We start from the raw sequence: 12,549 nt of genomic DNA on the forward strand, positions 1-12,549 counted from the left end.
CCGCAAGCAGCTATCTTTTGTTGTTCAATTATAAAGAAGCGTTCAGAATGGCTAAAACATCTTCTTTGTTTAGCTTTTTAAATTGACCAAATTCACCGCGTGCCATTGCACGGTCTGCAATTAAATCAATTTTCTCATCGTTGATATCATAATCCGCTAAACGGCTTGGCGCACCAAGACTTGTCCAGAAAGCTGACAGCTTGTCGATTCCTTCTAAGCCGACTTCTTCATCTGTTTTGCCCGCAGGATCTACATCAAATACACGCACCGCTAATTGTTTAAAACGGCCTGGGTTTTCTTGAATGACATGTTTCATCCAGTTCGGGAACAAGATTGCAAGTCCGCCTGCATGAGGAATATCATAGACAGCAGATACTGCATGCTCAATGTTATGAGATGCCCAGTCACCACGTGCCCCCATTGAAAGCATTCCATTAAGCGCAATTGTACCAGTGAATAAAATGGTTTCACGCAGCTCGTAGTTCTCTAGATCGTCGATCAACTTCGGTGCCGTTTCAATGACAGTGCGAAGAAGTCCTTCACACATACGATCTTGATAAGGTGTATTTTCTGTGTGATGGAAATATTGTTCGAACACATGTGACATCATGTCAACCATGCCATAAATCGTATGGTTTTTAGGCACAGTGAATGTGTTGACTGGATCCAGAATAGAGAATTTCGGGAAAACTGCTGGACTTCCCCAGCCATACTTCTCATTTGTTTCCCAGTTTGTGATAACTGATCCAGAGTTCATTTCAGAGCCTGTTGCGGCAAGTGTCAACACAGTACCGAACGGAATAGCTTCCATAGGAACGTGCTTACGTGTCACGATATCCCAAGCATCTCCATCGTACTTCGCACCAGCTGCGATGGCTTTTGTCGCATCAATGACACTGCCGCCGCCAACTGCCAAAATAAAATCAATATCGTTCTCTTTGCAAAGCTCGACCCCTTTTCTTACTGTTGTTAAGCGCGGGTTTGGCTCTACGCCAGCAAGTTCAGTGATGGCAGCTCCTGATTCTTTTAGGATGCTGACAACTTGGTCATAAAGGCCGTTTCGTTTAATACTGCCTCCACCATATACAAGTAATACGTTTTTTCCGTAGTGTTTGAGTTCATCTGAAAGGGCTGATACTTCTCCCTTTCCAAAAATTAATTTCGTTGGGTTCCAATAAGTAAATCGATCCATGTGATCTCCTCCTCGCGCTACATTATGCGCCTCATTCATTCCAAAAGTAAAGTAATTTGCTTTCATCCATTTTCTTACGCATAGTTTGGCTAAAAATCTGCAAAATATAAATGTATTGATGCTGTAGCGAAAGGAGGAATCACGATGAGTGCTATTCAGCGTATTGCCCTCGTGCTCACGATTATCGGTGCTATTAACTGGGGACTAATCGGCTTTTTTCAATTTGACTTAGTAGCAGCGATCTTTGGCGGACAAGGTTCTGCATTATCACGTATTATTTATGGTCTTGTTGGAATTGCAGGTCTTGTCAACCTTGGTCTGTTGTTCAAGCCAAGCGAAGAAGCTGTTCGCCGTGACGAGCCGAATCCAGAGGTTCGTTAAATAAAAAGGCTGCCTACATGAGGCAGCCTAAGGCACCGTTTGAAGCGGTGCTTTTTTATTATTTCTTGATAAGGTCTTTACGGTTTGATTGCTCAATCCACTCTTCAAGTTTATCTTTAAGCGTATTGAAACCTTGTGGTGCAGCAGCTTCTTCTTTCACTTGCTGTGGTCTTTGTTTCTTTGGTTTGCTTTCTTTTCTTTCAGGTGCTTCTTGTGTCGCACGGATAGAAAGGCTGATTTTACCTGCATTTTCATCAACAGAAAGAACTTTTACTTGTACTTCGTCACCAATTGAAAGGTGCTCGTTGATGTCTTTTACAAAGCCATGTGTTACTTCAGAAATATGCACAAGTCCTTGAGTTTCTTCATCTAATGCAACAAACGCACCATACGCTTGTAATCCTGTTACTTTACCAGTGTAAACACTGCCTACTTCAAACTTTGTCGCCATGATAACAACTCCTAAATAAATGTTTTAATATTCGTTTATACGCAATTAAAAACTATATCACAGAACGGGCAGTTACGCAAAATATTTTTTAAATGGGTTTAGATTAGATCAAAAGGGGGAATACCTGAAAACAAGAATGCTTTCTAGTATTCCCCCCTAATTTGTGAGGCATGAGTCCATTTGGATTGATGCCTTTTTTTATTTTAAAATGGCTGATGCTTCTTCCTTCACTTGTCGAGCCTGCAAAAAGCGCTGAATTCTTGAAAGTGATTCCTGAAGATGATCAAGTGATGAAGCATATGAACAGCGAATATGACCCTCACCGCTCGGTCCGAATACATTCCCAGGAACAACAGCGACTTTTTCACTTAGGAGCAGCTCCTCAGCAAATTGTTCTGATGTCATGCCTGTGCTTTTAATCGATGGGAACGCGTAAAACGCTCCGTTTGGCTGATGGCATGTGAGTCCTAGTTCATTCAGGGAGCCGACAAACAAATTACGGCGTCTTCTATAGCTTTTCTTCATTTTCTCTACATCTTCAAGCCCATTTTTTATTGCTTCTTCTGCCGCATATTGTGCCATCGCCGGCGCGCACATCATAGAATATTGATGTATTTTCAGCATGGCATCGCGCAGTACAGGTGGTGCTGCCACATATCCTAAGCGCCAGCCCGTCATGGCAAACCCTTTAGAAAAGCCTGAAATCAAGATCGTTCTTTCTTTCATATCCTGAATAGCCGCCACGCTTGTAAAAGCTTCATCGTATGTCAGCTCTGCATAAATCTCATCCGTAATAATGAGCAGGTCATGCTCTTTCGCAAATTGAGCAATATCTTCAAGCTCTTCCTTTGAATAAACAGACCCCGTTGGATTTGATGGCGAGCAAAGCAAAATGGCTTTTGTCTTCGGCGTCAGCTTTGTGCGAAGATCAGCAGAATCCGCTTTGAAATCTTTTTCAGCGGATGTACTTAAATAGACAGGCACTCCGCCTGCTAGTGTCGTAAGCGCCCCGTATGCTACGAAACAAGGCTCTGGAATGATCACTTCATCTCCGCTGTTTAAAATCGCACGAAAGGCCAAATCAAGTGCCTGGCTTCCGCCAACTGTGATAATGAGTTCTTCTTCTGGACTGTAGTCAATGTGAAACCGCTTATATAAATAGTGGCTCAGTTCTTTTCGCAAAGAGATTAAACCTGCATTCGCCGTATAGGAGGTCAGTCCTTGTTCTAATGACATAATACTTGCTTCTCTTACATTCCAAGCTGTCACGAAATCTGGCTCTCCGACTCCAAGGGAGATAACTCCCTCCATTGTGGCAGCCAAATCAAAGAATTTCCGAATACCTGACGGCTGAATGCTTTGTACCGTTTCAGATAAATAAGACTTTTTCATTTAAGGAGACACCACGATTCTTTTGTCATCGTCTCCTGTTTCAAACACTTTCCCATCATGTTTATATCTTTTCAAAATAAAGTGGGTAGTTGTTGAAACAACGGAATCAAGTGTCGATAATTTTTCAGATACGAAGCGGGCAATATCAGACATTGATCTTCCGCGGATCACAACGGAAAGATCATAAACACCTGACATGAGATAGACAGACTCCACTTCCTGAAATCGATAAATCCGTTCAGCAATTTCGTCAAATCCGACGCCTCTTTTTGGTGTCACTTTTACATCAATCATTGCTGTAACGCCTTCATGGCCATCCACTTTTCGCCAGTCAATCATAGTTGAATAATCAATAATGACTTTTTGATCTTCAAGTTTTTGAATGATGGCTTCGGCTTCTTCTGTTGTCACGCCTGCCATTTTTGCTATTGTATTTAAATCGGCGCGGCTGTTTTCATCTAAAATCTCTAATATTTCAGTTTCTTTTTCTGTTAGTTTCATTTGATTTCACACCTCAGATTATAAAAGCTAGTTTTAAAAAATCTTCTGAACATTATAGCACGTTTTTCCCATTATGCTAAGCAGGGAAAAGATTCTAATGATAGCTTAAAATCCACTTTTTAGGGTACAATACAGTCACCTAACAGAGAGAGTATCAAGTATCGGAGTGAAGATTGTGGACATTGTTCAGCCAGCTTATATGAAAAGTACATTCGGTTTAGACATCTATTACGAGCACTATCCAAATGAGGGCAAGAAGACATTGATCTTAATTCATGGTCTCTTCTCTTCTACCTTCAGCTATCGAAAACTCATTCCGCTTCTAAAGCAGGACTTCAATTTAATTGCGATAGATCTGCCGCCATTTGGACAGTCTGAGAAGTCGAATACGTTTATTTACAGCTATCGCAACATGGGAAAAATTATTATTGAGCTAGCTGGTTATTTACAGATTCAGCATGCGATTCTAGTAGGCCATTCAATGGGAGGACAGATTGCCTTATACGCTGCCACTGAGCGGCCGGACCTATTTGAAAAGGCGGTTCTTTTGTGCAGCTCTGGATATTTGAATAAGTCAAAAAGATCACTTGTTTACAGCACATATATTCCTTATTTTTATCTGTATCTAAAAAGAAAGCTTTTAAAGCAGGGCATTATGAAAAATTTAACTGCCGTTGTGCATGATCACTCCATCATTGATCAAGAGATGGTCGACGGATATTTAAAACCGTTTTCAGATGATCAAATCTTTCGGGGAATCTTTCGTTTGATTCGGCACCGGGAAGGAGATTTAACCTCGGACGTTTTGAAGAAAATGGAAACACCTGTGCTGCTCATTTGGGGCGAGGAAGATCGAATCGTTCCCATTCAAATAGGCGAAAGACTGCACAAAGATCTGCCGAATTCGACCTTACATGCATTAAAAAAAACCGGACACCTCATTCCTGAGGAAAATCCGGTCTTTGTGTCTGATCAAATCGGACATTTCAGCCTGTCTTAGCGTGAACAGGAGCTGCTGTCTCGCAAGACAAAAAGCTGATTTGCTATATGCTGACAGCTCTCTATCGGAAGAAGCTGTTCAAATGAGTGATGGTAGATGGCTTGAATCTCTTTTGCTAAAGATAACGGGTCTTCTGCGTCGTATAATGCACTGATGACGTCAGCAGGCTCCGTTTCATAAAAATCCTCTCCATAATGAAAAGGGTCCCATGCCTTAATGAATTGAATCATCTCTTCTACAGCTTGACTATCTTTCATCGGTATCACCGCTTATAATAAATTTTGTGATGTTTATTTTAGCACAACCAAGAATGGTTGAAAAACAGCTAGAGGTGGGTTTCATGAATTTCGACGAACAGATCATACGTAAAGGTTCAAAATCAGTGAAATGGGATCAAGCAGAGTCTTTGTTCCTGACAACAGATGCCCTCCCGATGTGGGTGGCCGATATGGATTTTAAAGCGCCGCAGGTCGTCCTTGATGCATTGAAAGAGCGATTAGACCATGGTGTATTTGGCTATGCATTTCAAGATCAGGATACGCAGCAGGCAGTAGCTGGATGGCTCAAAAGAAGACACGGATGGACCATTCAGACAGAAGCGGTCACTTTTACACCAGGCATCGTAACGGCCCTTAGTTTTGCTGTTCAAGCCTTTACAGCACCGCATGACGAAGTAGTTATACAGTCACCAGTGTATACACCTTTTTATCAAATGATTGAGCGAAATGGACGTACAGTCTCAACCAATCCTTTAAAAATAGAAAACAACCGTTATATGATGGATTTTGATGATTTAGAGAAAAAACTGAGCAGACCACAAGCAAAGCTCATGTTCCTATGCCATCCGCATAATCCGTCTGGAAGAGCGTGGACAAAAGAGGAATTAAAGCGAGTTGGAGACCTCTGTGTGAAGCATGGAGTCACAGTCGTTTCAGATGAGATTCATTCTGATTTGATGCTTTATGGGAAGCAGCATGTGCCCTTTGCCAGCCTTTCTGATGACATTGCACATATCACGGTAACGTGTATTGCGCCGAGTAAAACCTTTAATCTAGCGGGGCTCCAGGCATCTGCTATTATCATTTCAGATGAAGAAAAAAGAACCCTTTTCACCAATGAATTGCAAAGAAATGGACTGTCCAAACTGAATGCATTTGCGATTCCAGCGATGGAAGCAGCATACCGCCACGGGGATGAGTGGCTTGATGCCCTTGTTCTTTATCTCGAAGGCAATATGAAGATGGCGATGGACTATATTGACGAATATCTTCCAAATATGCGTTATATGAAACCAGATGCTTCTTATTTATTGTGGTTGGACATTCAGGATTATCAATTCAGTCGAGCGGAATTAAAGCGGAATCTGCTGAAAAAAGGGAAAGTGATCCTAGAGCTTGGCCACGTGTACGGACACGAAGGAGACGGCTTTATTCGGATGAATCTCGGCTGTCCTGCTTCAACAGTCAAAGAAGGACTGAAACGTCTTCATCAAGCGTTCACACCATCAGCTGAATAAGATCTATACGGTAGAAAGAACATCCTAACGGGTGTTCTTTTTAAAGAAAAAAACCCTCCTTTTATCATATCTACTTTGTACATGAAATGATATAATGAGAGGAATTACTATTATTTACGAGGAGAGCATTTAAATGGAAATGTTCAAGGATTTTCTGCTCCATGTATCTTTTATTCTATTTCCAATTTTTTTATATCATGCGCTATGGTTAAGCCGGACCCCTGCTCATTTCCCAAAAACGAATAAACTGCTCATCACAGTATTCGCATCCATCTCTTCAGCACTATGTATTATGTATCCAGTTGGTTCGATTTTAGATTTGCAGACTGGGCTTCAATCTATTCCCCTTGTACTTGCTATTTTATACGGAGGATACATGGCGGGGAGCGTTGCCATCTTGATAAGCATCATTGTCAAATTCGTGATGTATGGCTCTTTCTTATGGATTGGACTCATTGTTGTCCCAATTTACTTTTTCATCCCATTCCTGTTCTACCGAAAATGGCATCAATATTCGAAGCCAAATAAGCTTTTTTATGGAGTGCTTATCGGTTTATCCAAAGGATTCTTTATTTACATTGGACTGCTTGCGGTCAGCTTACTGGAATACAGCCCAGCTTTTATTATGCAGCAAAAGCTCCTTGAGTTATTTTTCTCAACTCTTTACTACATATTCTTTCTTGTGCTCAGTATCTATTGTATTGAATTCGTTAAAGAAAATGCGGAAATGAGAACACAGCTTGTCCAGTCAGAAAAACTGACCATTGTAAGTGAACTTGCTGCAAGTGTCGCCCATGAAGTACGCAATCCGCTGACAGTTGTGAGAGGGTTTATTCAATTGCTCTTTTCGAGTGATCATACGAAAGAGCCGCCTGCCAATAAAGATTATAAAAATCTTGTTCTATCCGAATTAGACCGGGCGCAGGACATTATCACGAGTTATCTTGACATCGCAAAACAAAACTATTATCAAATTGAATCACTCAATCTATCTAAATTACTTGAGGAATGTGCATCACTGATGACATCCTATGCGAATTTTAAATCGGTCACGATTCATCAATCCATTGAACCTGACTTATACATTCAAGGTGACGTAACGAAGATCAAGCAAGTCATGATTAATTTAATCAAAAATGCGATAGAAGCAGCTCCCGAACATGAAGGAAAGGTTGAACTTTTTGCTTCGAAAGAAAATCATAAAATCTGCCTTTATTTCGTTGATAACGGTGTAGGTATGACAGAAAGCCAAATGAAAAAGCTTGGCGAACCGTATTACACCTTGAAAAACAAAGGGACTGGGCTTGGGCTGACAGTGACTTTTTCAATTATTGAAAATCACCATGGTACCATTCGTTTCAAAAGCTCGCTGCAGTCTGGAACAACCGTCACCGTAAAATTTCCTGAAGATACAAGAAGAAAATGATTAATCCATTTTTTTTGTTCTTTTTTCATCTATCCGCTCCTGCTTTTTAGACGCACGCACGATGAGACGAAAACAAATAAACGCAGCAATAAAGAAAATCACCGTGGTGATTGCCGCCGGGATGTACTCCCTTTTATCTTCAGGAAAATATAGTAGAAAAAGTACGATGAATGACATCTCGCCATTCCCCCTTTTGCTCGTTTACTTCACTATATTGGCTAAAAGAAATGAAATACCTTCCTATGAGAAGGAAATGGAGGAATTTCACATGACAGACATTCAAATTGGACAAGTTGTGAAAGGTTTTTATAAAACAGGTGTATACGTTGGGGAAGTGACAGCAGTGAAACCATCGACCTATCTCGTTCAAGTAAAAGCCGTTCTGACACATCCCACTCAAGGCGACCTGCATCATCCGAAAGAAGCAGACGTGCCTTTTTTCCAGGAGAGGCGGGCTTTGGCCTATAGAGAACAGACCAATATCCCTCATCATATGGTGAAACCTTATGATGGCGATATACCTGATTATGAAGAGTCACTGAAAGAAGCTGTAGATAAATTGAAACAAGCACTCCATGCGGATGATTCCAAATGGGCTGAAAAATCAAGAGCGTGCCTATCTTCTCTTGAGAAAGATTATTTTCCAGAAGACGTCCGCTAATCAGCCGAATCAAAAAAATGCGAGAAATCGATCAGCTCACCAATTTTGGTCGTTTGCGGATTTTCCACATAGGCTCTGTCTTTTTCAAAAAGGGTTAACAGCTGATAAGTCGTCATGGCATCATCGAGTGCTTTATGATGCTTACCAGCTCCTTCGCTGCCGTATTCCTTTGCCGCTTTTCGAAGCCCTGTCAGTGTGCGGTCACCAAAAAAGGTTTTATATTCAAAGGCAAGATCCCTCAACTTCCCCTTAAAAGGAAAGCTAATATGATTAAGCATACAATTTTGCTTCAATACCTTCATGTCCATGTTGCCCCACGTAATAATCTCACAATTCTCTCCCCCATCAAGAGTCACGAGCTTCTCGATAAACACCTCAAATGAAATCCCGCTCTCTACATCCTCCTGCGTAATTCCGAGGAATGATTTACAGCGCTTCGTCAGCTTTGGGAACTTTTTCGGTTTGACGTAGCTGGAGAATGTGTCTATGATCGTTTCATCTGCTGCTTTCACTACCCCAGCTTCAATAATTTCAGGAAAAAAGTTTTGTGGATGATATTTTCCATCAGGCATCGTAAATTCAAAATCGACCACAAGCACCGTCTTCTGTTCCACCAGTTTCACCTCACTTTTTCGTCAGTTTTCATTCTCATACCATTATATTAAGGTGGACCTTGAAATCACTTCATTTTCGTGAAAATAATGCAGATTCACTACGCCCAACCTATTCATCTGATGAAAGATCGTTTATTTTCCTTTATAATTATTAAGGAACACGAAATAAATAAAGAAGGTGGTCTCTATCACAAACAGGAAGAAAAACTTGTACATCATGTGGTTTGTGAACTTTTTTGTATCTGCGAGCATTACAATGATCGTCCCTTTTTTATCACTTTACATAGAATCTCTTGATAGCAGCTATTCAAATGAATTTGTTCAAAGATGGAGCGGCTATGTCTTTGGGGTCACGTTTTTAACGGCCTTCCTGATCTCTCCGATTTGGGGGCGGATTGGCGACAGGCATGGCTATAAAAAGATATTATTAATTAACGGTATTGGCATCGCCACAAGCATTCTATTAATGGGGCTTGTGCACACCGTGTATCAGCTATTCGCATTAAGGCTCTTCATGGGGCTTGTCACAGGCTTTATCTCGACTTCCATGGCACTGATTTCTGCACAGACCGAAAAGGCAACAGCCGGTAAAACCCTTGGAACGATGCAGATGAGTAATGTCGCCGGAGGATTGTTTGGCCCATTAATGGGTGGATTCATGGCAGACAGCGTCGGATTTATTTATACGTTTTTCCTCACAGCGGCTGTCATTTATGTGTCAGCTATTGTGATTATCTTCGGAGTGAAGGAACAGCCGATCCGGTCAAAAGAAGCAAAGCGTGTTTCTTACTCACGGAAGGATGTACTCTTTCACATTTTCAAACAGCCTTTACTTATAGTCACGATGCTTTTAACGTTTATTACACAAGTAGGGAACTTTAGCATTCAGCCGCTTTTGGCTTTATACATTCATGATTTACATGGTCCTGTCAATCTCGCTTTTTATGCGGGGCTTGCATTTTCTGCAACTGGACTTGGCAATTTGCTGTTTACTCGAAAATGGGGAGATCTCGGAGATCGAATTGGTCATGACAAGGTGCTGCTTGCCCTTCTCATCCTCTCCTCTATTTTATTCATCCCGCAAGCGATGGCGGATTCGTACGTGATGTTAGTCATTTTCCGTTTCCTATACGGCATGGCACTTGGCGGCATTATTCCGTGTACGACGGCGTATATTCGGATCAAAGCACCTGCTTCTATGCAAGGGGAAGTGCTCGGATACAATGTCAGCTTCCGCTTTCTCGGGAATGTCGTCGGTCCGGTAATCGGCGGCATTGTGGCGAGTCATTACGGGATTCCAGCTGTCTTTTATGTCACTGCCGGCATTTTTCTGTTTGGCGCGTTATTTTTATGGGCGGTCCGCTCGCATGCGAAGACAAAGGAAAGGAGTGTCTGATCATCTTCAGACACTCTTTTTTTCTTGCGGAAAAGCCTTATTCACTAGACTTCACGCCCATTCTTTTCTAAAAATAACCTTCTCGTATTCGCAAAAGAATGGTACGATATGGCTAGAAAATTGAAGAAAGTGAGTGACCTCATGTTTCGTGCAATCATTGGTTGGTTATTACTTGCTGCCCTCATCCCATTATTTGCTCTGACTTTTTATCTATCAAAGGAAGAAGCTGCAAGTGTAAAGCCTGTTAACGAAGTGCTTGATCAAAAAATCAAGCTGGAAAAGATAGATTTTTCCCAAAACAGTTATATGTATGACCGGGATGGTTCTCTTATCTCCGAGATCGTCTCAAACGATGAGAACCGAGTGTTTGTGAAATACGATAAAATTCCTGAACCTGTGAAGGAGCTGTTCCTTCGTTCTGAGGACCGCAACTTTTATGACCATAAAGGAATTGACTTTATGGGTGTGGTTCGTGCCCTTGCTGCAAACGTCAAAAACCATGGCATCAGCCAAGGAGCGAGTACGATCACACAGCAGCTGTCCCGCAACTTATATTTAAGCCATGAACGTTCGTTCAGCCGAAAGTTTACAGAGCTGCTCTATTCCTATGAACTTGAGCGGAAATTCTCGAAAGATGAAATTCTCGAAAGCTATTTAAATACGATTTATTTCAGTAATGGTGTTTACGGTGTCGGTTCTGCGGCTAATTACTATTTTGATAAGCCGCTTAGTTCTTTAACACTCGCACAAATGGCATTTATCTCTGCTATTCCAAACAACCCAACACTGTATGACCCATTAAAACAGTTCAAGCACACAAAGAAACGCCAAGAACGGCTGCTTGGTATTTTGAAGAAAGATGGCGTCATCACCAAAAAGCAATACAAAAAAGCCATTAAAGAAAAAATCAGCCTATCCTTAAGTGAAAAGAAAAACCTTTACCCTGACTATGTGACATATGCCAATGAAGAGTTTACCGATCTTGTGTCTGATCAGGAGGGCTTTACAAAACGATTGAAGAAGGCCAAAACGGCTGAAGCAAAAAAGGCGATTCAAAAAGAATTATCTGAAAAGGTCAGTGCTCTGCTCCAGGATGGCGTGAAGATTTATACGGCGCTTGACCCTTCCTTACAGCAAAGAGCTGTCTATCAGCTCAATGCTCAATTGCCTTACCAAGGGGTCGAAGGCGGATCAGCCGTCATTAATCATGAAACGCATCAAATTGTTGCACTTGCTGGCGGGAAAAACTATAAGAAATTTGATTTCAACTACGCTTATCAAGCGCAAAGACAGCCTGGTTCTGCGATTAAGCCGCTTTTAGACTATGCGCCTTATATTGATCAAACCGGTGCAACGGCTTCAAGCACCATCAGTGCCGGCAAGTTTTGCAGCAGCGGATACTGCCCGCAGAACTATAATCATAAAACGTATGGAACAGTCACACTTGAAACAGCCTTTAAAAATTCTTACAATACCCCTGCGATCCGAATGCTGGATACAGTAGGTGTCAAAAAAGGCTTCAGCTATTTAGAGAAGTTCTCATTCGAGCATATCGTAGCAGATGATTACCGCCTTCCTTCTGCACTTGGCGGATTTACGAAAGGCTTCTCACCGCTAGAAATAACAGATGCGTACACCGTTTTTGGCAACCAAGGAGCCTACACACAAAGTCATTCGATCACAAAAGTGACAGACTTAAACGGCAAGACCCTTTACAAGTGGAAAGAGTCGCCAAAGCAAGTATATTCTCAGCGGACAAATGAAACGATGCGTAAGCTGCTTTCCTCCGTTGTAAAAAGTGGAACAGGGAAAAAAGCGAATTTCAATGCCCCTTACATCGGTGGTAAAACAGGAACTTCCAATGACTATAAAGATATTTGGTTTGTGGGACTGACAGATCAGTACACAATGGGTGTCTGGGTCGGAAGAGATAGAGGAACGGTTGAATCGATTTATCGTTCAAGCCCGCACTTACGTATTTGGAAAAATACGATGCAATACGCCAGATAAACAGGAGGT

At 41.6% G+C, this 12,549-nt stretch carries 14 protein-coding genes; 7 read left to right on the forward strand and 7 right to left on the reverse strand.

What is annotated here, in order from left to right:
- Positions 1-28: 28 nt before the first annotated feature.
- Positions 29-1,192 carry an iron-containing alcohol dehydrogenase gene (locus tag NSQ72_RS14240; RefSeq protein WP_251181220.1) on the reverse strand — a complete coding sequence of 388 codons (1,164 nt, stop codon included), beginning with the start codon at positions 1,190-1,192 and terminating at the stop codon, positions 29-31.
- A gap of 144 nt (positions 1,193-1,336) precedes the next feature.
- On the opposite strand from NSQ72_RS14240, the gene NSQ72_RS14245 reads away from it, so the two are divergent.
- A complete protein-coding gene (locus NSQ72_RS14245; protein WP_003212952.1) occupies positions 1,337-1,573 on the forward strand; it encodes a DUF378 domain-containing protein in 237 nt (78 codons plus the stop codon).
- Positions 1,574-1,631: 58 nt separating this feature from the next.
- On the opposite strand, the gene yugI is transcribed toward NSQ72_RS14245, so the two are convergent.
- The 3 genes from yugI to NSQ72_RS14260 form a co-directional block, all read right to left on the reverse strand.
- Positions 1,632-2,024, reverse strand: coding sequence for a S1 domain-containing post-transcriptional regulator GSP13 (yugI, locus tag NSQ72_RS14250; RefSeq protein ID WP_008345795.1), 393 nt, complete (start codon positions 2,022-2,024; stop codon positions 1,632-1,634).
- Positions 2,025-2,222: 198 nt separating this feature from the next.
- Complete coding sequence (locus NSQ72_RS14255; RefSeq protein WP_341084354.1) at positions 2,223-3,416, reverse strand: aminotransferase; 1,194 nt, start codon at positions 3,414-3,416, stop codon at positions 2,223-2,225.
- Complete coding sequence (locus tag NSQ72_RS14260; RefSeq protein WP_003213765.1) at positions 3,417-3,917, reverse strand: Lrp/AsnC family transcriptional regulator; 501 nt, start codon at positions 3,915-3,917, stop codon at positions 3,417-3,419.
- 175 nt (positions 3,918-4,092) lie between these two features.
- Here NSQ72_RS14260 and NSQ72_RS14265 point away from each other — a divergent pair, with 175 nt between their 5' ends.
- Entirely contained in the window at positions 4,093-4,917 is an 825-nt protein-coding gene (locus NSQ72_RS14265; protein WP_024425926.1) for an alpha/beta fold hydrolase, read from the forward strand.
- Here NSQ72_RS14265 and NSQ72_RS14270 read toward each other — a convergent pair.
- A complete protein-coding gene (locus NSQ72_RS14270) occupies positions 4,914-5,174 on the reverse strand; it encodes a YugE family protein (protein WP_039181076.1) in 261 nt (86 codons plus the stop codon). The genes NSQ72_RS14265 and NSQ72_RS14270 overlap by 4 nt on opposite strands.
- An 83-nt stretch (positions 5,175-5,257) precedes the next feature.
- Here NSQ72_RS14270 and NSQ72_RS14275 point away from each other — a divergent pair, with 83 nt between their 5' ends.
- Positions 5,258-6,433: a MalY/PatB family protein gene (locus NSQ72_RS14275; protein ID WP_341084355.1), complete on the forward strand. Its 1,176-nt coding sequence runs from the start codon at positions 5,258-5,260 to the stop codon at positions 6,431-6,433.
- 133 nt (positions 6,434-6,566) lie between these two features.
- The gene (locus NSQ72_RS14280) at positions 6,567-7,859 is read left to right on the forward strand and encodes a sensor histidine kinase (protein WP_039181080.1); all 1,293 of its coding nucleotides are present in this window, start codon (positions 6,567-6,569) and stop codon (positions 7,857-7,859) included.
- Here the strand turns inward: NSQ72_RS14280 and NSQ72_RS14285 are convergent, their stop codons facing one another.
- A complete protein-coding gene (locus NSQ72_RS14285; RefSeq protein ID WP_162860193.1) occupies positions 7,860-8,036 on the reverse strand; it encodes a hypothetical protein in 177 nt (58 codons plus the stop codon). It lies immediately after the preceding gene.
- Positions 8,037-8,127: 91 nt separating this feature from the next.
- On the opposite strand from NSQ72_RS14285, the gene NSQ72_RS14290 reads away from it, so the two are divergent.
- The gene (locus NSQ72_RS14290) at positions 8,128-8,520 is read left to right on the forward strand and encodes a kinase-associated lipoprotein B (protein ID WP_039181082.1); all 393 of its coding nucleotides are present in this window, start codon (positions 8,128-8,130) and stop codon (positions 8,518-8,520) included.
- Here NSQ72_RS14290 and kapD read toward each other — a convergent pair.
- Complete coding sequence (gene kapD / locus NSQ72_RS14295) at positions 8,517-9,134, reverse strand: 3'-5' exonuclease KapD (RefSeq protein ID WP_059375878.1); 618 nt, start codon at positions 9,132-9,134, stop codon at positions 8,517-8,519. The genes NSQ72_RS14290 and kapD overlap by 4 nt on opposite strands.
- Positions 9,135-9,351: 217 nt before the next feature.
- Between kapD and NSQ72_RS14300 the strand changes: the two genes are divergently transcribed.
- Together NSQ72_RS14300 and NSQ72_RS14305 are read left to right on the forward strand one after the other, a co-directional pair.
- Positions 9,352-10,530, forward strand: a complete 1,179-nt coding sequence (locus tag NSQ72_RS14300) for an MFS transporter (protein WP_221885112.1) — start codon at positions 9,352-9,354, stop codon at positions 10,528-10,530.
- A gap of 108 nt (positions 10,531-10,638) precedes the next feature.
- A complete protein-coding gene (locus tag NSQ72_RS14305; protein ID WP_341084360.1) occupies positions 10,639-12,540 on the forward strand; it encodes a transglycosylase domain-containing protein in 1,902 nt (633 codons plus the stop codon).
- Positions 12,541-12,549: the final 9 nt, after the last annotated feature.

The sequence above is a fragment of the Bacillus sp. FSL R5-0659 genome (assembly GCF_038008785.1).
In the GTDB taxonomy this organism is placed as follows: domain Bacteria; phylum Bacillota; class Bacilli; order Bacillales; family Bacillaceae; genus Bacillus; species Bacillus safensis.

Excerpts from the sequence above, each read along its gene's own strand:
- NSQ72_RS14300 (WP_221885112.1), top strand. The coding sequence starts at position 9,352 with ATGTGGTTTGTGAACTTTTTTGTATCTGCGAGCATTACAATGATCGTC.
- NSQ72_RS14260 (WP_003213765.1), bottom strand. The coding sequence starts at position 3,917 with ATGAAACTAACAGAAAAAGAAACTGAAATATTAGAGATTTTAGATGAA.
- NSQ72_RS14285 (WP_162860193.1), bottom strand. The coding sequence starts at position 8,036 with ATGTCATTCATCGTACTTTTTCTACTATATTTTCCTGAAGATAAAAGG.
- yugI (WP_008345795.1), bottom strand. The coding sequence starts at position 2,024 with ATGGCGACAAAGTTTGAAGTAGGCAGTGTTTACACTGGTAAAGTAACA.
- NSQ72_RS14245 (WP_003212952.1), top strand. The coding sequence starts at position 1,337 with ATGAGTGCTATTCAGCGTATTGCCCTCGTGCTCACGATTATCGGTGCT.
- NSQ72_RS14270 (WP_039181076.1), bottom strand. The coding sequence starts at position 5,174 with ATGAAAGATAGTCAAGCTGTAGAAGAGATGATTCAATTCATTAAGGCA.
- NSQ72_RS14275 (WP_341084355.1), top strand. The coding sequence starts at position 5,258 with ATGAATTTCGACGAACAGATCATACGTAAAGGTTCAAAATCAGTGAAA.
- NSQ72_RS14240 (WP_251181220.1), bottom strand. The coding sequence starts at position 1,192 with ATGGATCGATTTACTTATTGGAACCCAACGAAATTAATTTTTGGAAAG.
- NSQ72_RS14290 (WP_039181082.1), top strand. The coding sequence starts at position 8,128 with ATGACAGACATTCAAATTGGACAAGTTGTGAAAGGTTTTTATAAAACA.
- NSQ72_RS14305 (WP_341084360.1), top strand. The coding sequence starts at position 10,639 with ATGGCTAGAAAATTGAAGAAAGTGAGTGACCTCATGTTTCGTGCAATC.
- NSQ72_RS14255 (WP_341084354.1), bottom strand. The coding sequence starts at position 3,416 with ATGAAAAAGTCTTATTTATCTGAAACGGTACAAAGCATTCAGCCGTCA.
- NSQ72_RS14280 (WP_039181080.1), top strand. The coding sequence starts at position 6,567 with ATGGAAATGTTCAAGGATTTTCTGCTCCATGTATCTTTTATTCTATTT.